33 protein-coding genes are annotated in these 26,177 nt (G+C 50.1%); 30 read left to right on the plus strand and 3 right to left on the minus strand.

The window, feature by feature from the left end:
- The first annotated feature begins 66 nt into the window (after positions 1-66).
- From SJI19_RS19365 to SJI19_RS19375, 3 genes are all read left to right on the plus strand, one after another.
- On the plus strand, positions 67-537 hold the full coding sequence (locus tag SJI19_RS19365; protein ID WP_323479903.1) for a hypothetical protein: 471 nt from the start codon (positions 67-69) through the stop codon (positions 535-537).
- Between the two features lie 399 nt (positions 538-936).
- Positions 937-1,437 (plus strand): antirestriction protein ArdA, encoded by a 501-nt coding sequence (locus tag SJI19_RS19370; RefSeq protein ID WP_416347574.1) that lies wholly within the window; start codon positions 937-939, stop codon positions 1,435-1,437.
- Positions 1,438-1,479: 42 nt separating this feature from the next.
- Positions 1,480-1,680 carry a hypothetical protein gene (locus tag SJI19_RS19375; RefSeq protein ID WP_323479904.1) on the plus strand — a complete coding sequence of 67 codons (201 nt, stop codon included), beginning with the start codon at positions 1,480-1,482 and terminating at the stop codon, positions 1,678-1,680.
- Between the two features lie 329 nt (positions 1,681-2,009).
- On the opposite strand, the gene SJI19_RS19380 is transcribed toward SJI19_RS19375, so the two are convergent.
- Positions 2,010-2,789, minus strand: a complete 780-nt coding sequence (locus SJI19_RS19380; RefSeq protein ID WP_323479905.1) for a DUF2971 domain-containing protein — start codon at positions 2,787-2,789, stop codon at positions 2,010-2,012.
- Positions 2,790-3,581: 792 nt separating this feature from the next.
- Here SJI19_RS19380 and SJI19_RS19385 point away from each other — a divergent pair.
- From SJI19_RS19385 to SJI19_RS19430, 10 genes are all read left to right on the plus strand, one after another.
- Positions 3,582-3,866 carry a ribulokinase gene (locus SJI19_RS19385; protein ID WP_323479906.1) on the plus strand — a complete coding sequence of 95 codons (285 nt, stop codon included), beginning with the start codon at positions 3,582-3,584 and terminating at the stop codon, positions 3,864-3,866.
- 92 nt (positions 3,867-3,958) lie between these two features.
- Complete coding sequence (locus SJI19_RS19390; protein ID WP_323479907.1) at positions 3,959-6,010, plus strand: ParB/RepB/Spo0J family partition protein; 2,052 nt, start codon at positions 3,959-3,961, stop codon at positions 6,008-6,010.
- A 46-nt stretch (positions 6,011-6,056) separates the two neighbouring features.
- Positions 6,057-6,494, plus strand: a complete 438-nt coding sequence (gene psiB, locus SJI19_RS19395) for a conjugation system SOS inhibitor PsiB (RefSeq protein WP_323479908.1) — start codon at positions 6,057-6,059, stop codon at positions 6,492-6,494.
- Positions 6,491-7,240 carry a plasmid SOS inhibition protein A gene (locus tag SJI19_RS19400; protein ID WP_323479909.1) on the plus strand — a complete coding sequence of 250 codons (750 nt, stop codon included), beginning with the start codon at positions 6,491-6,493 and terminating at the stop codon, positions 7,238-7,240. The genes psiB and SJI19_RS19400 overlap by 4 nt, the downstream gene beginning before the upstream one ends.
- Positions 7,241-7,418: 178 nt before the next feature.
- Positions 7,419-7,730: a type II toxin-antitoxin system HigB family toxin gene (locus tag SJI19_RS19405; RefSeq protein WP_323479910.1), complete on the plus strand. Its 312-nt coding sequence runs from the start codon at positions 7,419-7,421 to the stop codon at positions 7,728-7,730.
- Positions 7,727-8,164, plus strand: coding sequence for a helix-turn-helix domain-containing protein (locus tag SJI19_RS19410; RefSeq protein WP_323479911.1), 438 nt, complete (start codon positions 7,727-7,729; stop codon positions 8,162-8,164). Before SJI19_RS19405 ends, SJI19_RS19410 begins: the two co-directional genes overlap by 4 nt.
- Before the next feature lie 799 nt (positions 8,165-8,963).
- Positions 8,964-9,281, plus strand: a complete 318-nt coding sequence (locus SJI19_RS19415) for a hypothetical protein (protein ID WP_323479952.1) — start codon at positions 8,964-8,966, stop codon at positions 9,279-9,281.
- A gap of 86 nt (positions 9,282-9,367) precedes the next feature.
- Positions 9,368-9,514: a succinate dehydrogenase flavoprotein subunit gene (locus SJI19_RS19420; protein WP_323479912.1), complete on the plus strand. Its 147-nt coding sequence runs from the start codon at positions 9,368-9,370 to the stop codon at positions 9,512-9,514.
- Positions 9,515-9,557: 43 nt separating this feature from the next.
- Entirely contained in the window at positions 9,558-10,379 is an 822-nt protein-coding gene (locus tag SJI19_RS19425) for an N-6 DNA methylase (RefSeq protein WP_323479913.1), read from the plus strand.
- A 687-nt stretch (positions 10,380-11,066) separates the two neighbouring features.
- Positions 11,067-11,957, plus strand: coding sequence for a DUF4942 domain-containing protein (locus tag SJI19_RS19430; protein WP_323479914.1), 891 nt, complete (start codon positions 11,067-11,069; stop codon positions 11,955-11,957).
- 183 nt (positions 11,958-12,140) lie between these two features.
- Here the strand turns inward: SJI19_RS19430 and SJI19_RS19435 are convergent, their stop codons facing one another.
- Entirely contained in the window at positions 12,141-12,674 is a 534-nt protein-coding gene (locus tag SJI19_RS19435; protein ID WP_323479915.1) for a lytic transglycosylase domain-containing protein, read from the minus strand.
- Between the two features lie 616 nt (positions 12,675-13,290).
- Here SJI19_RS19435 and SJI19_RS19440 point away from each other — a divergent pair.
- Positions 13,291-13,692 carry a relaxosome protein TraM gene (locus SJI19_RS19440; protein WP_323479916.1) on the plus strand — a complete coding sequence of 134 codons (402 nt, stop codon included), beginning with the start codon at positions 13,291-13,293 and terminating at the stop codon, positions 13,690-13,692.
- Between the two features lie 78 nt (positions 13,693-13,770).
- Here SJI19_RS19440 and SJI19_RS19445 read toward each other — a convergent pair whose 3' ends face one another.
- A complete protein-coding gene (locus tag SJI19_RS19445; protein WP_323479917.1) occupies positions 13,771-14,397 on the minus strand; it encodes an Arc family DNA-binding protein in 627 nt (208 codons plus the stop codon).
- Positions 14,398-14,599: 202 nt separating this feature from the next.
- Between SJI19_RS19445 and SJI19_RS19450 the strand changes: the two genes are divergently transcribed.
- The 16 genes from SJI19_RS19450 (at position 14,600) to traU (ending at position 26,177) form a co-directional block, all read left to right on the plus strand.
- On the plus strand, positions 14,600-15,031 hold the full coding sequence (locus SJI19_RS19450; RefSeq protein ID WP_323479918.1) for a type IV conjugative transfer system pilin TraA: 432 nt from the start codon (positions 14,600-14,602) through the stop codon (positions 15,029-15,031).
- A gap of 5 nt (positions 15,032-15,036) precedes the next feature.
- Complete coding sequence (traL, locus tag SJI19_RS19455) at positions 15,037-15,339, plus strand: type IV conjugative transfer system protein TraL (RefSeq protein ID WP_323479919.1); 303 nt, start codon at positions 15,037-15,039, stop codon at positions 15,337-15,339.
- A gap of 50 nt (positions 15,340-15,389) precedes the next feature.
- Positions 15,390-15,989 carry a TraE/TraK family type IV conjugative transfer system protein gene (locus tag SJI19_RS19460; RefSeq protein WP_323479920.1) on the plus strand — a complete coding sequence of 200 codons (600 nt, stop codon included), beginning with the start codon at positions 15,390-15,392 and terminating at the stop codon, positions 15,987-15,989.
- 4 nt (positions 15,990-15,993) lie between these two features.
- Positions 15,994-16,725: an F-type conjugal transfer protein TraK gene (gene traK / locus SJI19_RS19465; protein WP_323479921.1), complete on the plus strand. Its 732-nt coding sequence runs from the start codon at positions 15,994-15,996 to the stop codon at positions 16,723-16,725.
- A complete protein-coding gene (gene traB, locus SJI19_RS19470) occupies positions 16,722-18,086 on the plus strand; it encodes an F-type conjugal transfer pilus assembly protein TraB (protein WP_323479922.1) in 1,365 nt (454 codons plus the stop codon). Before traK ends, traB begins: the two co-directional genes overlap by 4 nt.
- A gap of 11 nt (positions 18,087-18,097) precedes the next feature.
- A complete protein-coding gene (gene rfaH, locus SJI19_RS19475) occupies positions 18,098-18,640 on the plus strand; it encodes a transcription/translation regulatory transformer protein RfaH (RefSeq protein WP_323479923.1) in 543 nt (180 codons plus the stop codon).
- On the plus strand, positions 18,637-19,173 hold the full coding sequence (locus SJI19_RS19480; protein ID WP_323479924.1) for a hypothetical protein: 537 nt from the start codon (positions 18,637-18,639) through the stop codon (positions 19,171-19,173). The genes rfaH and SJI19_RS19480 overlap by 4 nt, the downstream gene beginning before the upstream one ends.
- The gene (locus SJI19_RS19485; protein WP_323479925.1) at positions 19,148-19,360 is read left to right on the plus strand and encodes a hypothetical protein; all 213 of its coding nucleotides are present in this window, start codon (positions 19,148-19,150) and stop codon (positions 19,358-19,360) included. The genes SJI19_RS19480 and SJI19_RS19485 overlap by 26 nt, the downstream gene beginning before the upstream one ends.
- Before the next feature lie 7 nt (positions 19,361-19,367).
- On the plus strand, positions 19,368-19,748 hold the full coding sequence (locus SJI19_RS19490) for a hypothetical protein (RefSeq protein WP_323479926.1): 381 nt from the start codon (positions 19,368-19,370) through the stop codon (positions 19,746-19,748).
- Between the two features lie 394 nt (positions 19,749-20,142).
- The gene (locus SJI19_RS19495) at positions 20,143-20,343 is read left to right on the plus strand and encodes a hypothetical protein (RefSeq protein WP_323479927.1); all 201 of its coding nucleotides are present in this window, start codon (positions 20,143-20,145) and stop codon (positions 20,341-20,343) included.
- A gap of 139 nt (positions 20,344-20,482) precedes the next feature.
- The gene (gene traV / locus SJI19_RS19500) at positions 20,483-21,049 is read left to right on the plus strand and encodes a type IV conjugative transfer system lipoprotein TraV (RefSeq protein WP_323479928.1); all 567 of its coding nucleotides are present in this window, start codon (positions 20,483-20,485) and stop codon (positions 21,047-21,049) included.
- A gap of 27 nt (positions 21,050-21,076) precedes the next feature.
- Complete coding sequence (traC, locus tag SJI19_RS19505) at positions 21,077-23,743, plus strand: type IV secretion system protein TraC (protein WP_323479929.1); 2,667 nt, start codon at positions 21,077-21,079, stop codon at positions 23,741-23,743.
- Positions 23,740-24,183: a TrbI F-type domain-containing protein gene (locus SJI19_RS19510; RefSeq protein ID WP_323479930.1), complete on the plus strand. Its 444-nt coding sequence runs from the start codon at positions 23,740-23,742 to the stop codon at positions 24,181-24,183. Before traC ends, SJI19_RS19510 begins: the two co-directional genes overlap by 4 nt.
- Positions 24,180-24,800, plus strand: a complete 621-nt coding sequence (gene traW / locus SJI19_RS19515; protein WP_323479931.1) for a type-F conjugative transfer system protein TraW — start codon at positions 24,180-24,182, stop codon at positions 24,798-24,800. The genes SJI19_RS19510 and traW overlap by 4 nt, the downstream gene beginning before the upstream one ends.
- Positions 24,797-25,075 carry a hypothetical protein gene (locus SJI19_RS19520; protein ID WP_323479932.1) on the plus strand — a complete coding sequence of 93 codons (279 nt, stop codon included), beginning with the start codon at positions 24,797-24,799 and terminating at the stop codon, positions 25,073-25,075. The genes traW and SJI19_RS19520 overlap by 4 nt, the downstream gene beginning before the upstream one ends.
- A gap of 151 nt (positions 25,076-25,226) precedes the next feature.
- The gene (gene traU / locus SJI19_RS19525) at positions 25,227-26,177 is read left to right on the plus strand and encodes a conjugal transfer pilus assembly protein TraU (RefSeq protein WP_323479953.1); all 951 of its coding nucleotides are present in this window, start codon (positions 25,227-25,229) and stop codon (positions 26,175-26,177) included.

A 26,177-nucleotide genomic window follows, 5' to 3' on the forward strand; every position in this document is an offset into this window, starting at 1 on the left:
TCTTCCACTTTTCGCCGGTCTTCTGTGGCGGCACGGCAATGGTGCCGGATAAACAGAGTGACTTTTATGCACAAACTTACACAAATTGTACTCGATAACGGCGAAAGAGCCTTGTACCTGGACGGATATTATCTTGGTAGCGAAGATTGCAATGGTGAAAAAATGAGCCTATCTGAAATGGCAGTAAGCCTTATGAAAGTGCCGGGGTTTTGCTTGCAGGACATTTTGCATCCCTGCCCGAAACAGGGCGATTGGAGCTGGAATGACGTGTCTACAGAGGTTTTCCCGCCAGCAGTGCATTGCGATAGCAGTCGGTCGATGACGGTGGCCGCACTTATGGCCAGGTTATCTGTATACCCTGACGATGCGCTCTGTTGTGGGACGTTCTGGCTGGAAGAGGATTTTCTTGGGGTAGATGCGTCGCTGACGCCAGACGAGATCCATTTGGCAATGGAAATTGCGGATGACAATCACGATGCCAATGTCGGTTATAACTGGGATTATCTGCGCAATGCTATTGAGCAGGCTAAACAATGATGGTTTCCCTGCCGGCGACGGCGGGGATTTCTCTATTTAAGGATGTCGTTACACTCCGCTTTTTCAGGGTTGCCGCCCTGTCGGTCTGCAACCCAATTAAATACGCTTAACTGACAGCCGGAGTGGTGACGGCTAACGCCGTGCCTTCACTGTAGACGGGCCGCTGCGGCTGCAAGGGTTCGCTTCGCCGCTATCCTCACCCGTTCGCACTCATCCATTCAGCGGTCTTCCCGTCGCGCGCTCGTTCAATATTCACTCGCTTGCCGTCCAGCCCCCCTCACTCCTTCGCTTGCGCTGCGGCTTGCGGTAGCGCCCCTGCATCCTCTGCTTTGCGCCCGTCTGTCGTGTCGGCACGGCGTAAGCCGGTTTTGTTATCCCATAACCTGCGGAGGAATTTTTATGAGTACCACTACACCATCGGTATACGTCGGCACGTATCACAAATACAACTGCGGCAGCATTTACGGCCAGTGGTTTGATCTGACCGATTTTGACGATGAAGAAGATTTTTACGCCGCCTGCGGCAAGTTGCACGGCGATGAAGCCGATCCCGAACTCATGTTTCAGGATTGGGAGGGTATCCCGACCGGACTGGTTTCGGAAGGTCATGTGACCTGGGATTTTATTGACTCCTTAAAGCAGGCCGAGGCCGAAGGGCAGGGCGGGGCGTTTGTGGCCTGGGTTGAATGCTCGGGCGCGTGTGATTACGACGCTTTCCAGGAGGCCTACTGTGGAGAGGCGGAAAGCGAGGAAGATTACGCACGTGACTCTGCGGAGGATAGTGGCCTGTTAAATGAAGTTCCCGAGTCCCTACGCTGCTATTTCGACTTTGAAGCCTATGCGCGCGACCTTTTTTGCGGCGAGCTGACTTTCCACAACGGCTACGTTTTTTCAGCCTGATACATTTTAGCGGCAGGGGAAACCCTGCCGTAAGGGGACACTATGAAACTGACATCTGATACCCAAGAAATTTTACGCCATTACAAAGCCGTCGTTAACGCAAGTCGCCGCGAATCGGAGCTACCCACGCGCAATACGACGCAGATCCTCGATGAAATATGTTCTTATATGAAGTGCCAGAGCGCGGTGTTTATCTGTGGTGTATTCATTCAACAGCCGGGACGAAAAAGCGACGATAAATAGCAAGATAACGGCGGGCGGCTGCGCCGCCCGAGCCCTTACCAGATAACAGAGGGTTTGGTGCTGAGCCGGCTACCGTAAAATTCATTGCAAGCATCCAAAAACAGAGCTGAAAACCGCGCTCATACGTTTAATTTGGCTCTACTAACCAGTCGATCAATTTCAGATTTTGTGTAGACGTGTGCACTTCAGTTTTTGGCCAGAGTTTTCACTGGGCCTGGGCACAAAGCGGCTCTCAGGAGGAGCAGGGCAGTTATGAGCGAAAAACCAGACTGTACTCTGCATGTGCCACCAATGAGGATAAACTGATATCATCATAATTTTAAGGTTACTTATTTGTATGGGGTCGTATTTATATTCCAACCTTTGCCTTGCGTGTCACAAAGTAAAATTTTGCAACTTGGTAAGTTTTGTTTGATTTCACTACATATAATGTTTGCGCTTTCCTGAGGAAAACTATGAATACTGCCAACATATATTTCTTTTATACTGTCTTTTTCTATATTTTGAATTTCCTGCCTATCTTCTATTCTGGACGGTCTTGTTATATTTCTCACAATTCTAACTTCTTCTTCATACGACCAATCTTTTGATTTGAACAAAAATATTCTCTGCAATGTCTCTAAGTAGATCGAATTGAAACAAGTCATCATTCCTTCATTGATGTATGCTTCTTCAGAATTATCGAATATAGAAACGGGTTTGGTTGATGTGTAAATTACACTTCCGAACTTTGCAGGAATTATATTATTTCCTTCGCGGTTTAGACCTGCCTCATCAGCATCAATTCCTATAACTAATCCTCCGTGAGCAGTATTTTTTGCTCCCTTATGAATAGATTTACTAGTTGCCTGCCTTTCTCCTCGTGAGTAATGCGCCCACATTAAGGGATTTAATGGTGCTCTTGATAATGAAAGAACTCCATAACACAAACTTAAGTTAAGATGATTTCTGTAATTATCCTCATGTGAGTAATCACGATCATCAGTCTCATAAAATGAAGAAGTTATTTCGAATGGATCATTGAGATCATAAGGATGCGTAAATTTTACTGAAGGGTTTTTTATTATTTTCATTCCAGTGCATAAGTCGACATATTTATAAAGTATCATTAAAAATCCTTCAAAGTGGATTGGAATCCTAATATCGTCAATTCAACATTAAGCTGATTCTTTCTTTTTTACAACAAATAGTGTTCAATTTTTTTGCAATATCTTTGTGTTTTTTTTTCTGTTAAGTATCAATAAGTATCTTTACTAATGTCAGTTTCTTATACATTACCGATTGCCAGATTAGGTCTTGCTCAGTTCAACGAATATTTCAGATCAAGTATGAGTGAATACACATAAAGTAACGAACCTGGTGTATGTGCGATTGACGACATTGATGTTATTACTTTTAAAATCCTTTAATGCTGGCCACCTTCGGCTCATGACCGGCTGCGCCGCTCAATCGTCTGCCCAACTCCGCTAACCGGGCGCCAGCGCCCGGTTAGCTTCGCGGAAGCCCGCTTTGCGGGTTTCCGGCCTGGCGGCTACGGTCCGATAGCTAACAACCAGGTCAACACCTGCAGCCGGCTGTGCCGGCGCGCTCACTGGCCAGGCTATGCCCAGCCGCTAAGGACGCCTCGCCGTCCGCTGTCGCGCCCGCCGTGGCGAGTGGTGCCCTATTCAGCCTCTCCAGTTGCTTTCGCCTCTGTGTGCATTCCCGTCGCAGCTGATATCAGCACAACGCCTCGCTTAACAGGCAAGGGGTAAATGAACTGCGCCAAAAACTTTTCCTCCTTTGTCAGAAAACTTTTTGTCTCCGCCCCTTGCCTGCGCTCCTCGCCGTGCTGCATCAGTCTTTCTGCGACGGCGAATACTCACAGAGGCATCAGATATCAACCCACGGAGGACTTCAATATGGCACCACAAAACGTCAAAGGCGCGACAACGAAGCCTACAGAAGCATCAGCACAAAACCCCAGTGGGCTGACCCACTCGCAGATCGTTGACCTGTTCTGTTTTGTGACTGCGGTTTGCGGAAAGAGCACCGGCACCATTGAGCTACCTGCCGTGCCTGCTGATGCCGAGAAGTGTGTTGTTGACATGGGCGCGGTTGATTCGATAGCCGTTTGGCTGGTCGATGGCTGGCCTGTCGCCGCCAGCGATGAAATGACGCTTACGCATTGGGTAATGCATTTTTAGCAGTAAAAAAGCAGGGGTTTCCCCCTGCCTTATACCGCCGGTGGTAGACGCCAATCTAACCGGCTCAACATGAAATAATCAAGGAGATCACTATGTCGAACATCGATACTAAAGCACCGGTTGAGGCTAAATCAACCCCGAAAAAAGGGAAAGTAGCACAGCATATCGAGGCCGCGCTTGAAACGGCAGTACGCAAAACAGTCAAACTCAGCCAACTGGTGCTAACCGACCTCAATGCGCGCAAAAAAGAATCTTCTCCAGAGTCGATCCGCGAACTGGCTGCCAGCATAAAAGCAGTTGGACTGCTGCAAAATCTGATTGTTTTCGACATGGGGAATGGTCAGTTGGGTGTGGCGGCGGGAGGGCGACGTACTCTCGCGCTGCGGTACTTGTTATCCCTGAAAAAAGAGGCTGAAAGGACGACGCCCCGAGGTGTTGTTGATGCGGATTACCCCGTTGACGTGCTTGTCGTCAGTAAAGACATGGCGCGCCTGATCTCCTATACCGAAAACGGGCAGCGGGAGCAGATGCACCCGGCTGATCGGTTGGCGGCGTTTCATGACATGTCAGTGGAAGGTCGCACCCCAGAGCAAATCGGTGATCTGTTGGGTTTTAGCACGGCCTACATTAAAAAATACTTGAAACTGAACACCATGGCTCCGGCCCTGTTGGCGGCGCTTGCACAAGATGAGATCTCCCTCGACCAGTTGGCGGCGCTGTCGGCGACCGACGACCACGAACGGCAAGTGTCAGTCTGGAAAAACGCCACATATTATAATAACGGCGCGACCCCCAAAAACCTGCGCGAACGTGTGCTGACCGATGAAGTGTCTTCAACGGGCAATTCACTGGCCGAGTTCGTTGGTGTCGAGGCATATGAGGCAGCGGGCGGTGAAACACGCCAAGATCTGCTGGCAGAAACCGTCATCATGACGGAGCCAATGAAACTGGAACAGGTGGCGATAAGCAAATTGAATGAAGCTGCCGCCGCTGTAGCACAAGCGGAAGGCTGGGCATGGTCACTAGGCCGGATCCAGCCGATACGCGATTATTATGGGGAGGATGAAAAAGCTTATCGTCTTGACTCAGCGCCGACAATGCTGACGCAAATCGAGCAGGTGCAGATCACCACAAAACGGCAGCGCATTGATGAAATCGAATCAAAAATAGATGAAACAGACGACGAGAACGATTCAGGGATTGATGCGTTTCAGGCTGAAATCGACAACCTTGAAGAAGAGATCGACAGTATCAGGCAAGGAGCCACAGATCGGGGTTGGACTGACGAATTACGTCGCCAGCGTGGTGTGGTTGCCTACCTTGACAGCGGAAAAATACTGTTTCATCGCGGGGTCATGAAAGTTGAGGACGCCAAGAAGATCGAAAAAGAGCTGCGCGAAGCGGCTGGGGAGAATACACCGCCTACCGTAAAAGGGTTTTCCGCTGTGTTGATAACCAGTTTGTCAGCCGAGCGCACACTGGCGGTAACGGCTGCACTGGCGCAAAACACCACGGTGGCATTGGCGCTGCACACCTTCACGCTGGCCCGGAAGGTATTCGCGATGGGTTATCATTCGAATGCTATGCATTCCAGTGTGGAGATTCAGCAGTCCATTTGCTTAAAACAGGCAGAAGCCGCTGATGCTGAAAATGGACTCGCAAACCAAAAACTCACCGAACTGCACGAATCTTGGTTGAGCCGGTTTCCGGCTGATTGGGAACACGATTTCAGTTGGTTATTGCGCTGGCAGCAACATGACGTCATGGGGTTGCTGGCGTACTGCGTCTCGCTGGGGCTTGATGGCGTTTCCTGTCAGTTGGTCAATCAACGGGTAGCCGACAGCCTTGAGCCGGTAGAGGCCGCGTTAAATTTTGATATCCATGAGTGGTGGCATCCGACCGCTGCCAATTATTTCAGCCGCATCAGCAAAGACCAGCTCGTTGGCGAACTTGAAAGCGCAGGCCAGTCCGGCAAAGCCCGAGATGCAGAAAAGATGAAACGCAAAGATGCCGCCGAATTTGCCGAGTCGGTGCTTGAGGGGTCTGGTTGGATCCCTGTGTGCATGACCCGCATCGAACCACAGCCCGGCATCGAGGCAGTCGAGAATACCACTGACTATCCATCTTCGGCTGACGCCGCATAACCCATAGGGAGCCGCCCAGTGGGGCGGCTCATCGGAGACTTCAATTATGAACTTTACACTTGATCACCTGATGTCGATGTCACCCTGCGAGTTTGAACGCGTTCGTGAGGGCGGCGAAGATTTTCGGCACGCGCTGAGCAATGCTGTTTTAGGCCACCTGACTATTCCCGCTGGCTGGAACGTAAACGCCGAATATAGGGGCGAATTTGGTGGCCTGTTTCCTGTTCAATGCCGGTTTAATCCTGACAGTGAGAACGATGAAGCGGAGTTTGTGGTGTGTGTATGCAGCCCTGGTGAAATTTCCCCAACCTGGACTGTCATTCTGCTGGCCGGTGGGTGTCGTCGGATACGAATAGTCCGCCAATTTGAACGTTTTGAACCGGAACGCATAAATCCGGTATTGACTGAGTTGGCTTCATTTAACCGTATTGGAATTACGGCGGCAGAACTGATAACCGCGATCAGCAAGGAGGGCGCGTTATGATCCCGAATCACCTCGCAGTCGTGCCCGTCAATCTGTACCAGCAGGCGGCGATACATGCCATGGTACTGGTCGAGCAAAAAAAAGAGCAAGGAAAAAGTGTGGCTCAGTTCCCTTTCGCAAAAGCCTTTTTCCGAGTGCTTAATGAGGGGCGCTCGCAAGTTAAGGCCAATGATATCAGGCTAATTGCCAGTAATTATGATCCCCGTGAGAGGCATAAGCCCTCCATCAACTGCTACATTGCGGCTTTAGACGAACTGATCGAAAGTAACGGGCAGCATTGCCCGTTACCCCTTCCATACGACACCGGCGAACTGCTGTTTCCATCATATGGCCTATTTTGCCGCAACCGGCGTCACCGCAAGGGTGATCTAGACATTGAGCGGCAATCTCGCCGTCGCACCAGGGAAGAACAACAAAAACACCGGCGATACCAAAATCGATTGGCTCAAGCCGAAATCGAGCTGGCATTTGTCACGCCCACGACGATCGGCTCATGGTACGCATACTGGCAGCGACAGGATATTTATATTGAGGATTTAAGCGAAAGCGTAATGGCGTGGTGTGAGCGGTTCCCATGCCTGGTTGAGCGCTCGCTGGATGATCTCCAGGGGAATGCACTCTGGCGGATTTTATACGAAATTCAGTTTATCCGTGACGAGCTGACAGACGCTGAGCGGTCTTTTAATGATTGGCTGATCCCGAACAAACTGCGGGATAACCGGGGTAGGACGGTGCACGTTTCATGATAATGATGGCCAAGCGAAGTACCACTTCAGGGGGCCGATGACACGCCTGCGTAGGACGATTCTAGACAGTAATATGATGGTTTCGTCGCACAATATGTGAACATAAGTCGCGTTCACATATTGTGAACGTTAGGAAATGCCTGTATAATACAACCACACCGAAAAGAAAGGGGGGAACATGCGGGTCATTTCAAAAAAACCATTTGATGAAGCCGCACGACGTTACCCAAACGATGCTCTAGCATTGGATGCGACATATAGGGTGCTAAATTCACAGCAATTTATCACCCCAGAGCATCTTAAAGCACAGTTTGGCAGTCTGGACAGATTCAAGTACAGGCAGAAATGGTGGGTGATCGATGTCGGGGGCCACAATCTACGATTAATTGCCTATATCAAGTTTGAGACACAAAATATTTTCATTAAGCACATCGTGACCCACAAAGAGTACGACAGGCTGACTGATTATTATCGGAGAACACCAGAATGATCACATCAACTCACTATGACGCTGCACTTAGCGCCGCTGCGACATTGGTTAATGCCGTCCCATTACTCGGGGGCAGTGGCAATCGTGATGATTACGAGCAGGCTTTAGAACTGGTAGAACGCCTGATCGATACCGATGATGAAAACCCACTCATTGACCTATTGGCGAAAAAAATTGCGGATTATGAAAATACCGCGCCGGAATACGTAGCATTTAATGCGCGCATTGCCGCCATCCCGAAAGAACTGGCGATTCTGCGCACACTTATGGACCAATATGGGCTTAATCAAGCCAGTTTTGAAAACGAAATTGGCGGTCGTTCACTGGTTAACATGATATTAAAAGGCGAACGGTCATTAACCTTGGAACACATGAAAGCATTATCAAAACGCTTTGGTGTCCCCGTCGCGGCTTTTATTGAGGATGACATTTAAGTCAGCGACAAGGTGTCTGCGTGGGCAGTAAGCAAGCCCCGCAGGCGTTGAGCCTGCCAATTTCAGAGAGAGGGGGCGGCTGCGCCGCCCCTTTTCGCCGTTCTGTTCCGGGGGATTGTCCCTTGCTTACCTGACGTTCTCTTCCTCTCCGGTTTTTGCCATTTCATCGTTGTGCTGCTGCTATGTGTACACCTGGTAGTGATCATCATCCTCGATGTCCATTTGGTCTGTTTCTTCAAAATCACTAATGGCCACGGCATGGCCCCCTTCGGCTCCCGCCCTTCGGCCGGTCGTCAGCCACACTCCGCCAGGCAGCTGCTTGACGCATCCGCCAGGCTCCGCCGAACCCGCAGGGCGGTTTCGGGCCTTTCGGCTAGTGTCTGATGGCAACGTCCAGGTCAACGCCTGCAGCTGGCCAATGGCCAGCGCGTTCACTGGCCGGCAAACCGGCCGCTAAGGACGCCACGCCGTTCCGTCGCGTCGGGTGTGTGCATTCTGTTGGTTTCCGGTTATTCATCTCGCGGCCAGCCCTTACGCTGGAGGGCTGGGTGTAGCACCACCGGCCAGGTTCGTGCAAGGGATCGCGTCGCTCGCCTACGGCGCCCTTGCGCGCCCCCGTCCGACGTCGCTACTACGCCCTTGCCGCGAAAGAACTCACCGAGAGATGACATTTAACCTAGAGGATACAAGCAGAATGCACACACAAAACGTCAACATCAAAACCGCCGCTCCTGAATCTTCCGAAAGATGGGGGGAGGACGCAACGTTATACCTGACCGCATCCGATGCTTTGTTGGGCATGGATGCAACCGCTGAAACCGAGCGCGTTTACTGGCAGAGATATGAAAAAGCATCCATATCCGCACCCGTAGAAATTGACGTGAATCTGTTTCACGACGCGGCGGGGTTGATGTACCCGCTCAACTGGCGAAGTGATACCGCCCAGGATACGGAAACCTTCATGATCCGGGAAATGTACTGCGGCAATGTGACAGAGATTTATGTCCGTATAGGGGCGCGTTATTTCCGTATGAGGAATTACAGCAACCTGAACCACAGCGAGATCGTGCAATGCGTTAAGGAGGTGATGAACCAAAAAGATAAGCAACAGAAATAAAAAAAGCAGGGTTTCCCCTGCATTCTCGCACCGGTCTGCACCCGCAAAAGTCTGACCGGCTATCAAAATTTAACGGAGAGTAAACCATGAATTTCGACCCGCAAATCGTCGCACAGGCGAAAGCGTTTGTAAACGCTTATCGCAATGGAAAGCGAGCACATATGCCATCACTGCGCTTTGAGTACTGGCAGCAGTTTATGACCACAGTCCGCGCCGAACTCGGTATTCAGTGACAACACGCCGCCCCTAGCGGGGCGGCATTAGAGGGGTAATTACATGTCACAACTGAGTTTTGGCGACCTTTTTGGTGCTGTTGACTGTGAGCCGGATGTGTCAATTTCAGTCGCTGCTAACGTGCCGGCAGAGGTCAAATTACCACGCGCAATGATCACATCGGAAGAGGCGCGCAAGCAGTTTATCCGCGTGTTCAGTCATACCGGCAGACATCTTCGGCGCTGGGATGTGTTCTGTGATTTTATTACGCTGGCAGCCAGTGAGCTGGATATGGCCACGATCAGAACGCCGGAAAATATCGAACGCAGCCGGAAAATCTGCGATCGCTACGAAGCCGACGACCTGGATAATCTGAAAACGCTGTTTTGTCTGCTAGTCGCCGCGCTAGAAGGGAAATTTCAGGATTTTCTGGGTTCGGTGTTTATGGAGCTAGAACTGGGATCCGGTGATATGGGGCAATATTTTACGCCCTATGAGTTGCAATCCATGATGGCAAAAATGTTGATGCATGATGTTACTGAAACCATCAAAACCCAGGGATGGGTAACGCTCAGTGAGCCTTGTTGCGGCGCGGCGGGGATGGTGATCGCCTATGCTGAATGCCTGTTAGAGGCAGGTCTGAATCCCTCAGAACAGCTTTTGGTGCACTGCATCGATATCGATCCGGTTGCCGCTGATATGGCCTTTATTCAGCTTGGTTTGCTAGGGATACCTGCGGAAGTGGTCACGGGAAACACCCTAACCATGCAATTTAACCGGGTGCGATATACGCCGGTCTATTACATAAACGAGTGGCAAGCGCGTATTGATTTAAGGCAAAAGTTTGAGGCGATGAAAGCGGCCATATCGAGGTTGGTTGCATGAACCAGAGGGCAGGGGAAACCTTGCCCTTTGTGCCAAAAACCTGCCCGCAGGCTTTCCGCCTGCCAATTTCAGAGAGATGGGGCGGCTGCGCCGCCCCTTTTCTCCATTCTGTTCCGGGGGATTGTCTCTTGCTAAATTTACGTTATCTACCTCTCTCTATTTAACTTTTTCTTCGTCGTGCAGTTGCTGCGTGTACCCCTGGCTGTGGTCATCATCCTCGATGTCCATTTGGTCTGTTTCTTCAAAATCACTAACGGCCACAGCATGGCCCCCTTCGGCTCCCGCCCTTCGGCCGGTCGTCAGCCACACTCCGCCAGGCAGCTGCTTGACGCATCCGCCAGGCTCCGCCGAACCCGCAGGGCGGTTTCGGGCCTTTCGGCTAGTGTCTGATGGCAACGTCCAGGTCAACGGCTGCAGCTGGCCGATGGCCAGCGCGTTCACTGGCCGGCAAGCCGGCCGCTAAGGACGCCACGCCGGGTGTGTGCATTCTGTTGGTTTCCGGTTATTCATCTCGCGGCCAGCCCTTACGCTGGAGGGCTGGGTGTAGCACCACCGGCCAGGTTCGTGCAAGGGATCGCGTTGCTCGCCTACGGCGCCCTTGCGCGCCCCCGTCCGACGTCGCTACTACGCCCTTGCCGCGAAAGAACTCACCGAGAGATGACATTTAACCTAGAGGATACAAGCAGAATGCACACACAAAACGTCAAAACCGCCGCTACTGAATCTTCCGAAAGATGGGTTGAAAATACCCAGCAGGTACCCTTCAATGGGGCTACCGACGTGATCCCGTCGATTGCAATTGATCGGATACTTGCACAGCGTGCCGAAGGGTTGATGAAATATGAGCAAGCACTTCGACTGTTTCAGGAAGCTCGTCTGCAGTTGAAAACGGCCGCAGGGGCAGATCACCTGTATGGCGTCGAGAAGTGCGTATCTGATGCGCTGTTACATGAAGGAAATACAGACGAGAATGCGACTGCTATCCGTCGGCTCGTAGACACAAAAATCTGGGATCGCCTTATGACTCAAACCGGTATGTACACCTTTATGAGCAGTCGTTTGCGTGATGAGTGGGACCGCCAATTACATGGGAAAGATACGCCAGAAATAACTCTTGATAACGTACTGGCGACGTTCAGAGAATTGAATGCCCGTAAGGGTGAAACCTTCGAAACAGGTGTGATAGACATGTTCCGTTCGCTGTCATGGGACTACAAAACAAATAACCCTTGTCGTATCGGTAAGAAAATTATCATTGAATTTTTTCTTGAAAAATGGGGGGCTGGATATGTATCACTGACGCAGTCAGGACAACAAAAGCTTGATGACCTAGCACGTCCATTTTACATGTTGGATAATAAAAATGTCCCTGATTATCGAATTTCTGAGGGCGCGCAGTTTAGCGAATTTTACAATAAAAAAGGTGATGCCTCCGAAATATTTGAAGGGGAATACTTTAGTGTTAAATGGTATAAAAAAGGCAGTGCGCATATTATTTTTAAGCGCCTGGAGTTGGTAGATAGGTTGAATGATATTGTTGCAAAACATTATTCCGGAATGTTGCCGGCGCGGGTGTAATGTAATTAAAAAATAGCACATAATACACGCCAGCGCATCATGGCGTGTATTATAAAATCTGCTAATGTGAAAATCATTAAAATTAAAAAAATTGTAGTTTTTCTCCGGTTGTAACTCACCTTAGGTTCTATTTCTGATTCATATTTAAAAATGTCTTTAAATTAATCAATGAAAAGCTCATGTTTATTTTTTATCAGAAATCATTGCAGTTTTTACAACTGTATTTTCAGCTTTATTTTTGCTATCAATATCCACTGTTTTTGCGTAAATCATTTGGCGAGCCAGTAGGACACGATAGATATTTTTTATATCTGTTGCGTAAGCTCGACGCTGCACAATGAGCCGCGTTGATGGTCCAGTATTATACATACCTACGCTGTCCCAGTTCTTACCGTATGAGCGAAAGATGTGAGCAAGCACCCATGCGCCGGTATAAATGCAGGTACAGGGCTCTTTTAGCAACCGCTCACGTGTAATATCAAATTTTCTCAACGCCGGATAATGTGAACTGTTTACCTGCATACCGCAGACATCTTCTGTCAGATTTCGGTTGCTACCGTTAATCGCATTCATTCGCAGTCTTGATTCTTTTATTGAAATTGCGGTAAGCAGCAGTGGATCAATACCGTAGTCGTGCCCCGCTCGGGTAAAACACATATCAGGACTGGCCTGTGCGGAAAAAACAGCAGCAAGGGTGACCAGGACAAACCATTTCATTGTTTATACTCTCCAGTATTGCGCCAGAATCGACACAAGGTGACTTCTCGCGAAAATACACTTTCACTTCACCCGTTGCAAGAAAATTAGTTACAGACGCGCACAAGGCGCTCTAGATAACTCTGCGGGGACAGGTACTGAATTAATAAAATCAAATATGAAGAGTTATTTAAGCAAGCCGCTCCTGAAATGAAAATGACATCACACCCCACGCAAGATTTAATCTTGCTGATTTTGCGTTTTAAATCATGTGGTTAATATAATTAATTTATGAAGAATATTCTTTTGACGAAAAAAGGTAGTACTTTTGTATGATATGACAGTGTCGGATCCGACTACATAATGTACCACAATTGTAATACCTGTTGGTGTAGGTTTGTATGACACAGTGTAGTACAAATGTAGATACTCTTAAAAATCAGATATCTGTATATCATACAGTGTGACACTGTATGATACGTTAGTGTTGGATTGTACTACCTGTATAAGCAGTGTAGTATCACATAAAACCGCACCACACCTGCAAACATCGGTCGAATGCGAAACTTAATCACCATAGCACGATATGATAAATAAAATAAATTTGATATTTATTATCGGTATAGAGGTATGAAAAATGGGAAGGCTTGGGATATATTTAAAAGATAAAATTGAAAGTGAAATCAGGGATATTGTACAACTTGAAATTCAAAAGGGCGCAGAACCCAAAGATGTAAGCTTCTCATCAACATGTAATGAACTCCTACGGCTTGGACTTATCATGCATAAGGCCAAGAATTCCGAAGAGACTTTCAGCCAGAAAGAATGGAATAGGGAGGTTATCCGGAAAGTAGGTGGCAGCAGAGAGGGTATCATTTTCCTGTTATCAATGGTAACTGAAATGTATCTAAACTCCTTAGGTGAAAAAGCTTCTGATAAAATTGATGAAGTACTTAGTGGTTATCTCACCGCAATAGAAACTGCTGAAGATGAATCCGAATCACGCCACTTTGTTAGCACAAAGGATAAAAATGAATAATAGACATGGCGCCTTTTACTCATGGCGCTTTGAAATGTGACACAGAGATAAACCGGGCACAAAGGCCCGGGTATAAAGTTACAGAGTGTTACCGCTCTCATTCTTTTCTTTATCACTGCGGGTTAGCGGATTTTCCGCATCAATCACTTTTGATGTAACGAACTCATCAAACAACATAGCCAGAGAACGTAATCTTTTTATTTCTTCATTTTCAGGGTGTTGCTGTTCTGTTAAATAATTTAGCGACCCTAGAAGCCGCTGAATAATTTCCTGATTTATGCTTCGCTGATTAAAACGCGCACTGATTTCTATATCCTTCTTTAGGTCTACTGGGAAAGTGCTGCTAAATCTTTTCATTTTCCCAGGAATAAATTGACGATCCTTTTCAGCGCACTGATTTTCATTAACATGTTTTTCTCGAATACTATCCAGCTGTGCTTGAATAAATTCATCAAATAACCTTGATAGTGCGATAAGGCGTTCGCCGTCTTGACTGTTAATTATTGGATTCTTTGGTTCTAAATTCATCGACTGAAAAAGTCGGTCAATTATCTCATCACTCATACTTACGCCGCGAACTCGAGCTGCGACGCGTAGTTCTAGTAGAAGGTTTTCCGGGGCCAAAAGTACGCGATATTTCACTTCGCCAGAGGTGTTTTTTCGTGGTCTTCCGGGTTTTTTAACTATATTTTCTCTTATTTTCATTTTTTTACACTCGATTCATGAAATTCTATAAGAAATCAGAGTGAGAGCCTACTCCCGTGCAGCACTAAGGAAATTCCTAAAAAAAACATAAACCGTGATATACATCACAGTTTTAATTTTATGAGTCATTGTAACATGCGCATGCGTTACGTCTGTTTACGCAAGATGACATTTCCTTATCTCAAATCGAGGGTTTTTTACAATGAAAGCAGTCCTGACCGATTCCGTTCTTACGGAAGAGGGCGCGGTAGCTTTGGCAAAAGAAAAAATTAAATTTTCAGGTGGCCTTATCGACCGCATAAAATTTATCTTTAATTCTTTTTCAGTTACCCGCTTTAAATTAATACTTCAACATTCTCCCACCGCTCAGTACAATTTAATTGCTTTTGCATTAGCCATGTTGGTAATTTTTTTTCCACACATCGCTCATGCAACAGATTTACTGGCTGCACAGAAGACAGATGCGAATGATACCTTCGGGCATGGTTCTACTCTTGAATGGACTTTGTATGTGGCGGAAACCATCGTTTCCGTTACTGGTTATATTAAAACTCGTAACCCGATGGTATTTGTCGGTCTTATTATTATTATTCTTGTTACCCGCACTTTCTTTACCCTCGCCAGCGGTCAGTAACCGCAATGGACAGGGACTCGCTTAAATATCGATTCCCGGACACCCTCAATCAGCAGAAACGTATTTTTGGACTCCCACCGGAAGAGGCCTTCGTACTTCTTTTGTGCGGCGGCATAGGCTTTTTCTGTGACCTGTTCATCGTGATGCTGTGCGTGGGCGCCGCCCTCTGGCTTTTCATCCGACACCTCAAGAAAGGGCAGGGCTCATGGTGGCTACTGAACCTTCTTTATTGGTATCTGCCAACGGTGCTTTTCCGGGTGCAGTTCAGGCGTTTGCCCGATTCAGGTAATCGCCACTGGATGCAGTAGCGTATGCGCCACTTACGAGTGGCGCCTTTTCCCACCTGACGGAAGGAATTATGAGATATCAAGTCAAAGAAACCCGAAATCGCGTGACGGTTAGAACCATTGTGGCGCTCAGCTCACTGCTCGCGATGAGTATTGCCGGCAACTGCATCACCGGTTCTCTGGCATGGCATTTTGCCAGCACGCAAAAAACCATTACTACCCCCATGATTTTTGACCGTTCGTTCACTTCTGATGCAGCACAGGGCGATGCGAGCCTCAATAGCATGTTGGTTCGCTCTTTAGTGAACCTGCGTTTGAGTGTGACGCCGGAAACTGTCGACAACCAGCATGCGGCACTGCTGCGCTGGGTACCGCCGGAATACCGGCCTGACTTGAAAAAGACGCTGTCCGCTGAGGCCGACTACATCAAAAAGAACGGTGTTTCTACGGTATACCGCATTGATGATGAAACCATTGATACCAAAACCGGTGACACCATCGTTAGTGGCACGCTCTCAGCAAGTACGTCTAACGGCAGCCTAAAGTTAGCCATGCCGGATGTGACCAAAGCTTACCGGCTTAGCGTGAAATACGTGGACGGCATTATCCGTCTAACTGCTTTCCCGGAAGTGCAACCACTACAACCCTCCCATCAACAGCATCAGGGATAACAGCATGAAAGCACGATTTTTCGCCGCGCTCGTGGCCAGCGCCTTCCTGGTCCCCGGTGCAATAGCAGCCGTCAGCGGCCCCGCCGGTACCGTTTTTGACAATGATGCGCATCTCAAGGCACAGCTCAGCAATACCAGCCCAAATAAAATTGTCATCGACGGAGAGCTCATTACCCGCGTAACGGGCCCCGATGGGGCATTTACCCAACAGAACACGGATGATGGTGCACTGCTCATTACGCCTCTTACCGGCCAGAACTTCACCTTATTTTTGGAAACGGCTAACGGTATCGGTGCATCAATTGACGTAACACCAAAGCCGGGCGATGGCAAAACGCTTCGCCTTATCCCTGCATCAGCCCCGGTCAAGGCTAACCCTGACGCGAAAGCATGGGAAGAAAGCCAGCCGTGGGAAAAAACGTTGGTTAGCGTTGCCCGCACTGTTGTCAACGGCGGCGTGCCGGAGAATTACACCGAAGGGGCGGCTAGCCGTGGGCCAACCTATAGTCCGGCGGCGGGTGTTCTGCTCACACCGGAACGTCAACTGGTCGGTTCACACCTACGGGTGATGCGCTATCGCATGAAAAATACCGGTTACGTGACGCGTCCGCTGTCTGATAAACAGTTCTGGCAGAAGGGGGTGCGCGCGGTAATGCTTTCCACCCACATCCTCTACGCGAACGGTGAAGGGTTCGTGTGGGTTATCTTCTCCACTGATGCAGAGGGGGGAGCATGAGTAACATTAACACGGCCACCCGCCGCAAACAGTGGATGATCGCCGGTCTTACTGCCGCAGTGGCGCTCGCGCTGGGGGGTGGCATTTGGGGTTACAGCCGACACCAGGCTGACTTGAAAGCGCCGCTAAAGCCAAAAACCGCTGACATGACAGGCCTCATCACCAGTTCGTTCACGGACACTTTGTCGAGCTCGGTGCTAACGCAGCAGCAAAACAAGACCGCCGGGCTTGAAAATAGCGTAAGTCAGTTAAAGGCCGATTTGAAACAGCAGAACGACACACTCAACCAAAAGCTCGGCAAAATTGATGACCTACTCAACAAACTGCAGAGCCAGTCTGATAAACCGTTGGCGGCAAACGCAAACGGTACAACGACTACTCCGGCCGGACCTGGCACATCACAAAACGGTGTCGTGCCAGTTGGACCTGTGGGTCCGGCGCAGTGGAATATCAACGCTCAAAACCGTGGTCCAACAAACGGGCAGGGCAGTCAATTTTACCCAAGCACCGGCACGATGCGCACGGGCGGGCTGAAAAGCTCGACGTTCAGTTACGCCTCGCTGCAGGCGAAGAAAACCAAACTGCCATGGATACCGTCAGGCTCCTTCTCTGAGGCTGTGATGATTGAGGGAGCGGACGCCAACGCCAGTGTGACCGGTCAACAGAACACCTCGCCGGTGGTTATCACCCTCATCGGCGATGTCTCCATGCCTAACGGCAAAACCTACAACATGGACCAGTGCCGCGTCACTGGCGAAATATGGGGGGATATTTCCAGTGAACGCGGGGAAGTTCGGACCAAAAACATCAGCTGTATCATGAAAAATGGCAAGCACATAGACATGGCGTTTGAAGGGCATGTGGCCTACATGGGCAAACAGGGTATCCGTGGTAAGCCAGTGATGCGTAACGGAAAGATTATTGGGTATGCAGGTGCAGCCGGTCTACTTTCTGGCTTCGGTGAGGGTATAAAATCTGCCGCTACACCGTCAGTTGGCCTGGGTGCCACAGCCTCTGTCGGGGCAGGAGACATTTTCAAACAGGGTATTGGCGGTGGGGCAAGCAAGGCGGCTGATACGCTCAGTCAGTACTGGATCAAACGGGCCGAGCAATATCACCCAATCATCGACATCGGCGCCGGCAATCGGGTGACCGTAGTATTCCAGCAAGGCTTCCGGCTGGAGACTATTGAGGATGCTGAAGTGGAGAAAGAGAAGAAAGAAACACCACAAGCAACGGTGCAGCAGGCTTCCGCAGCAGGGGCCGCACAGGCGACCGACGCGACGCGTGCCGCCATTCTCAATCCTGATGACGTGCTGCGTCAGGCCAGCCAGCTGAAATTGGGTGACACAATAAACTAACGGGGTGATTCATGGAGCATTGGTACGTGGCGCAGACACAGTATGCACAGGAAAAACGCGCACAGCAGCATCTGGAAAATCAGGGGGTAAACAGTTTCCTGCCGCTCTATACGGCACAAGTTATTACCCCAATGTTACTACTCGGTAAACCGCAGACTAAGGCTGTATCACCCCAAGCGCTTTTTCCTGGCTACATTTTTATCCGCTTTGACCCGGAGGTCATTCACACTACCACTATCAAAAGCACCAGGGGCGTGTCGTCATTAATCAGTTTCGGTGGCATGCCGTCAGTCGTTCCTGACGAAGTGATTGAACGGTTGAAATCCCATGACTGTCTCTCGCCTGCTCCTAACGTTCCAGAGCACGGTGATAGAGTAGAGGTTCTTAGTGGTGTATTTGAAGGACTGGAAGCCGTCTGGTTTGAACCTAACGGCGCCAAACGAGCCATGCTGATGCTTACGTTTATGAATCAAGAAGTGCGGGTACCGATCGGCGGGCGTAGGGCACCCGATGCATTTCGTGTCCGTGTTCTGGGGCGAGGAGCTGCAGCATGAAATTTCTTAATCTGTTTCGTTTCTCAGTCGTTCCGAAAAATGAAAATCAACGCCTGTTACGCAAGATACGGCGTGCTTCCCGAGCATGGTCGTATGGTTGGGCGCCAGATAACTGGCTCTTGTCGTTGATGGGCACCGTCCTTATCGTTATCCCTTTTGGCTTCCTTATCATTTTTGATGCCGAGATGTGGAGTTTCCTCCTGGTATTCAGTTTATTTATTTTTTGTGCCACTGCCACTATTGTCCTTGCGCGACACCGGCGCGGGGTTCCTGTCTCTAGCCGCTGGGAAGAAATCGTTGCTGGATATCTCCAGCGCTATCAGCCGGTGAATATTCCGGCGTTCCAACGTCTTCAGCAGGAGGTGGTAAAAAAGGGGAGTATCGAATCGGACATGCTGGAGACCTGGTTGGCAGTTGAAATAGAGGCCACGGGGCCTGGCAGACCGTCTAACAAATCCTTGATATTCACCTCCCGTCAGTTTCCTGAATCGGAGAAACAGGAGGTGCATGATGACGCCGGTAAAAGGCCGTGAAATTCGTATCAAGCTGTGCGCGTTAAAGGTTCGCTACCGGCAGGCGTGGTTGCGTAAGGCTACATCCTGCGAACTTGCCGCACTTCTCAGTGACATCGAGGTGCTAGAGCGCATCCAGAATAATGCCAATCCTGATAACGTGTTGCAACAGGTCGAAGCGCAACATCTCCACAGCATTTTTAATTAAGGACACGGTGACATTTCTCAGTAAAAATAACCGCATTCCCTATGCCATTCTTGTTCTGATGATTGTCGTTTTTTTCGCAGCCTGGACGTATTTGTTTCGCCACGGTCTCACTCCGACTAACTGGACAAGTTTTCGTCTAGGAATATGCGTGGGTAGTGTTTTCTTATTGTTAACTTTATTAAAGGCAGGAAACGAAAATTTTGAAGTAATTACAATTATTTTAATGTTTATCTTTATCTGGGCACTAGGGATGATTCTGGGTATTGGCTATACATTCATTACCTGGCATGTCCCAACGATAGATGATGATGGTTTTGTAATGATTTTAGGGATGCACGGGATGGCTCCATTTATGGTTTTTTTTCTTGCAGCCGCACGCGGCCAATAACGATACGGCGGAATAGGGCCTCGACGTTAGCTTGTTCAACCTAGGAAACTCTTAGAATGACGCATATAAAGTTGAGTGAAATTGCCGCAACGCGATGTCGTCCATACAACCAAAAGGTAAATTTAAATATGAGTTCTAAACAAATATTATATGGCTTTATCTCGATGCTCTCGTTCATATATGTCTATTATTACCTTAACTACGCATTATATGGTGAACAAAATGCCTATCTGTGGGGGGCCTATTTATTCATCATGTTTACCGGATTTTTTATAAAAGTAGTGTTTTATGGAAAGGAGCGCTAACCCGTCGGTGCTGGTGGTCACCGGTGGTGTAACTTTGGGGTAGTGAACCTCGATGGCCGGCTCGCGCCGATCTGCGTTTCGAACTCGATATGCTAGCGTATGCACTCGTGAGATTTGGCGACCCAGAGGGCGCCAAAGAGGTAGTCCGCAAAGCCGTCAGGGAAAAATCGAGATTAGCCAGCGAGGTTAACGGGCTGCGCGAAGAGGTAAAAAATTTTGAAACACAGACCTATGTGCTCCGTCGTTTGGTACAGCGTTACGAACAAAAATTTGGCGCGCTGATCGCATAATCCACTATGACGGAGGGCATATTACTTCCAGATACCAGAACTTCTAAACTTCCTGCTTTCGTATTCTTCATTTTTTAAATCACACCAACTTATATCATCTTAATTCTGACAGGGCTCTTTTTTGCCCGGAGACACTCCCATGCTTAAGTTTCTTCCTGGCGTGCTGCTGTGCGGCATGCTAACCGGCTGTGCTGGTATGAATTCCGATTTCGACTGCAACAAGACCGCTACTGATCAGTGTTTGTCTATGTCCGACGCCAGTCATCTTGCAGCAAAGGGCAAAAGCCTTGACGACCTAACCGCGGGGAAAGAGACCACCCCAAAGCCTGTCGCTGAAACGCTGGCCTCAACGAGCAATATAAAGCCAGTCATTTTCCCTGACCGAAAAATCAGTGTAGCAACCCTCACACCTCGTCTTGTGGCTGGCCAGCCCATCAGCAACAGCGGCTCGTTGTTGAGGACCTCCTCGATACCGGTCACCTCCAGCAGTACCGCGCATCTTTCCACATCCCGTCCGGTAACGCCCGCTGACTATTCAGGTCCGGGACAGGTGGATGCCCATCGCATTCCAGACGCCACGCAGCGTCTGTGGATCGCGCCATGGGTTGATGAGCAGGACAGCTTCCATCAGCCTGCTGTGGTTGAGTTTGTGAAGATTAAATCGCGCTGGGACGCGGATTTTCGCGTCATCAGCGAGGGGGAATGATGAATCGACGGATAAAGGGGGGCCTGTATGAGTGATACTTGGTTAGATCAGCTAATGAATATTGTCGCAGGTAGCAAAGATGAGGGTGGGGCGAAGTCAGCGGGCGACTTGCTGCAGCAGAGCTTAAGTTATCCCTCGATCACCAGCCTGCTGCCTTACCGCATGTATGATGAAAAAACTGAGCTCTTCATTAACAGCCGGTCTATTGGCTTCATAATAGAAGTCGCGCCACTTGCCGGCGCTAATCAGGAGGTGGTTCAGGCGTTGGACGATCTCCTACGTAAAAAAATGCCCCGCAAAACGCCCATCACAGTCCTAATGGTGGCCAGCAAATGCGTTGGCGAAATGTTGGATCATGGTCTGAGCAAGGCGATGTGGAAGGGAGACATGGCGCCGCGACTCAACGCGATCACCAAGGCTTACTGGGAGCGCGCTGCGCTGAAAGGCCTCAGTAATGAACGGGAATATCCCCTTTACCTGCGCGATTATCGCGTGTTCCTGGTATACGCCCGCACGGGGCGCGGGGGTATCCGAGCTATGGATTCTGTGGCGCAGTTACGCGAGACGCTGCGAGTATCTCTGATGGCGGCTCACATGGAAACGCGGCGCGTTGGCGTGTCGGAATTTTTGTCAGTGATGCGCGAGCAGTTGAACTACCGTCCCGGACAGGTGACTCGCAGCGCCGATCACTGGAATCCCGACCAGGAACTGCACCGCCAGTGCGTGGACCACAGCACCGAGATGGAGGTGCGCCCGGGTTATCTGCGTGTGACTACGGCACGCCAGCCAGAGGACCGTCTCCTGGGTAAAGGGCGCGATGACGCTGTGGCCAGCACTCGGATCGTCAACATGCAACTCACCAAAACGCCGACACAATTTGCTCTTTGGCAGGCGTCGGACAACTTACAGAATATGCGTTTTCCCGATCTGGGTATTCCCTGTCCGTTCATTATCAGTTGGACAGTGTCGGTTGAGGAACAGGTTAAAAGCCAGAATGACGCCTTTAAAAAAGAGCAGGACCTCGGGAAAAAGGCCGCCACTTCTTATGCGAAGCTGTTCCCCGGCACACAGCGCGCCTATGAAGAGTGGCGTGATCTGCGACAGGGGCTTGCCAGCAATGAAATCGCAATGTGTAACTTCACCCTGAACCTGACGTTATTCACACCCGACGACCCGAGTGAACAACAGTCGTGTGAGCTTGCCGCCATCAACGTTTTCCGCAAAAACGACCTTGAAATTTCTGCGCCGCGTTTTCAACAACTGCGCAATTGGATCAGCACGTTCCCGTTCATGATGCAGGAAGGATTGTGGGAAGACATGGTGCAAATGGGGGCCACCATGCGTTGCAAAAGCTTTAATGCCGTCAACCTGATGCCGGTGGTAGCGGAACGGCAGATGTCGCCGGTGGGCAGCCCGCTGCCGACCTACCGAAATCAGCTGGCATTTTTCGACATGTTCAGTGAGAGCAACGGCAGCACTAACTTCAATATCGCTGTGACCGGCACCACCGGGGCGGGAAAAAGCTTCTTCATCCAGGAAATCTTGCGGCAGGTCCTCAACGCCGGCGGCTTTGCCTGGGTTATTGACATGGGGGCCAGCTACAAGAACTTTTGTAAGCAGGCAGGCGGTGTTTATTTGGATGGTGCGACGTTGCGTTTCAACCCTTTTGCCAATGTGCTCGATATTAAGGAATCGGCGGAGGGTATCACCGGTCTGCTCACCGTATTGGCGAGTCCTGATGACAAGCTGGATAAAGTCAGCGAAAACATCTTGATGAAGGGCGTGGTAGCCGCTTGGGGGGCGAAAAACAACAAAGCGCGCATCGACGATGTGGTGGGTTACATGACGTCGGAGGAAGTGAAAAACGCTTATGGCGAGCAGCCGACCATAATGAGCCGTATCAATGAGTTGGTCCTGCTGCTTGACCGATGGTGTACCTGGGGCGCGAACGGCGAATACTTCAATTCTGACAGCCCGACGCTTGATGGTGAAACCCGCTTTGCGGTGCTGGAGTTGTTAAGCCTGGAGAAACAGCCGCACCTGCTGTCGGCCATCCTGTACTCGCTCATCCTGGCAATTCAGGAAAAAATGTACCACTCGCCACGCGATCTGAAAAAAGTGGCCATCGTTGATGAGGCATGGCGCTTGTTTAGTGGATCTAACCCGCACGCCGCACGCTTTATCGAGACCGGCTATCGTACTGTGCGTCGCCATCGCGGCGCTTTTATCACAATCACTCAGGGTATCAAGGACTTTACCGGCACCAAAGATCAGGCGGCACCGCCTGCAGCCGCTGCCGCCTGGGACTGTAGCGGCACGAAGGTGACCCTATTGCAAGACTCCAAGGCGTTTAAAACCTACCTCAATGCCAACCCCGATCAGTTCAGCGAATTGGAAACGCAGGTTATCCGAGGTTTCCAGCCAGCAAAAGACACGGGTTTCAGCTCGGTGATGATTTCGACAGGGGAAAACAGCTCGTTTCACCGTGTGTTCGTCGACCCGGTGACGCGGGCAATGTTCAGCACCCGTGGAGAGGATTTCCAGTACATGAGTGAGGCGCAAATAGCCGGTGCGACCAGCGAAGAAGCGGCGTATCTATTGGCTTCAGAGCCCCACATGTATCAGACCGAGATGCGTGAACTGGAGCTGTGGGCTGGCCTGCGCGCAAATGACACAAAGGAGATACTCCCATGAATGAACCGGTAAATAAACCTTCTATTAGCCCTAAAGGCGCTGATGCTGACACCTTTCAATATGGGGTGGGGACGACGCATAAAGTGGCCTTCTTCAGAAATGAGAGGGTTAGAGTCGCGGCAGCGGCGCTGTTGCTAGTTGTTGTGTGCGCCAGTGTTAGCGCCCTGGTAGCGCTGCAATTTCAGCGTGAAACTGTGGTGTTTGATATGAAGGGCACCATCGACACATTCATTCAGCAGTCGGCAAAGACGCCACTCGACGAAAACGCTGCCAGAGCTCTGACGACGCGATTTAACCAGGCACTGAATGCAAGCCTGGGGGAATGGGTGATGACGCATGATGCTCTTATCCTGGTGCCGGGTGCGGTGGTGATGCCGACGAAGAACATCACGCCGCAGATCCAGACGGATATTGCCCGGCGGATGCAGGAGGCCCAATGACAAAAAGGCTGGCTGTCATACTGCTGGCAGGTTTTCTCAGCATGCCAGCAGGAGCAAAGGAACTCGGCACCATTGGCCATCTGTTTCCGATAACCGAGCCTGACCTACTAACGTTCATTGCCCAGCGCCTACAAGACATGAAGGACAGTGGCGAAATGGCTCGTATGCAGCGTGAGACCGAGGCCAGAGTAAAAGCTCACGCCGTACGACCCACACCCGTCGCGGGGCTGACACCGGCGAAAACGGACCGGACGCTGCATTATGACCCGACGTTCACGGTGCGTGAGACCCTTCGCGATATGCAGGGTAACGTCATTGCGCGTGAGGGGGACTCGGTGAACCCACTGGATAAAGTGCTCTTTAGTGAGACGCTCTACTTTATCGATGGCGACAATCCGGCGCAGATGGCGTGGGTGAAAAAGCAACTGACTGGGCAGGTTAATTTCAAGATCATTCTGGTCAACGGCAACATCCGCGACACCAGTTACGCGCTGGATGAACCGGTTTACTTCGACCAGTACGGCACCCTGACAACCAAATTTGGCTTCGAGCATACGCCAGTGCGCATCAGTCGCGACAACCGCATGCTTAAGGTCGAGGAGGTGGCACTGAAATGAGTCACTGCGTAAAAGACAATAATGATATCGACAAGACCAAGCGTTTTGCTACGACCGTGCGCATGGACGAAACCGATAAAAACGGCCTGCGCGAAATGACGAAAGAACACCCGCTTTATACCGAATCGGTGGTTATCCGTGCCGCGCTGCAAACTTTTTTGACATTGAGTACTGAGCTCAGAACCAAAATTATTCTGGCATCGCTAAATGAGTGCGACATCCGAAGTGTCCTGCGGCGGGGTGTGGGCATCCTGAAAAAGGGGGGCACATTGTGAATATTCGTACTTCACTGAAATATGAGATTGAAGTTGAGTTTAACCATCACCTGCAAAGTGTTCATGTGCGGCAGATCCTGGCCAATTTCATCACACTGCCGGAGGACCTGTGCGCAAATTCATTCTCTGTTTTGCCTTAGTATGGGCTGGCATGTTATGTACGCCTGCGCTCGCCGCTAATGCCAATGCCGGTGACGGTCGATGGGTAAACCCTATTAGTGACGTCTGCTGGAAGTGCTTGTTTCCCATGACGCTTGGCAGTATCCCGATTGCTTCCGGTGCACATCCAGACACACCCAATCCAGCTTCACCGATCCAACTTTGCCCCTACGGCATATTTTATCGCCTGGGGCTGGCCATCGGTTTTTGGGAGCCGCTTGCACTCACTGATGTGACGAGAGAGCCGGGTGTGATGGTGAATATGGGGGGGTTTAAAATTGATCTCGGGCGCACCGGTACCGGCACTGGTGGGCAGAGTGATAAGCCGTCGCCAGGGGCGTTCTATCATGTGCACTGGTATAAGTATCCGCTGATTTTTTGGCTGAACATCATCACCAGTGAAGGCTGTATGCAAACGGGTGACATGGACATTGCTTACCTCTCTGAGGTGGACCCACTGTGGAATGACAGCACACTGTCCATGATCATTAATCCCGAGGTGAGCTTGTTTTCAAACCTTTTAGCTCAGGGCGCCTGTGCGGCGGACTCCATTGCCTCAACGGCGGGCGTACCGCTAGACCCGCTTTTTTGGTGCGCGGGTGCTCAGGGCTCGATGTACCCTTTCACCGGCTATACCAGCAATGAGTTTTCACCGCTTGAGGCTTCGTTACTGGTCAGCGAACGGATGGCATTTAAACTGCACCGGGAGGGACTGGTAATGGAAACGGTTGGGGCGGACGTGGCGGTGTGCTACGAGTACCCGTCCCCGATCATTCCTAAATCTCGATGGCGCTATCAGATGGTCAACATGTATCCCGAACCAAGTGATTGCCATCCTTTTGGCACGACCACGCAACTTTGGGGTTCGGTACACAATACCCCCGCATCCAAGAAGAACTTCGGTTACCTCATGTGGCGAAAGCGCAACTGCGTTTATCTGTAA

It is taken from the genome of Acerihabitans sp. TG2, assembly GCF_035013185.1.
Taxonomy (GTDB): domain Bacteria; phylum Pseudomonadota; class Gammaproteobacteria; order Enterobacterales; family Enterobacteriaceae; genus Acerihabitans.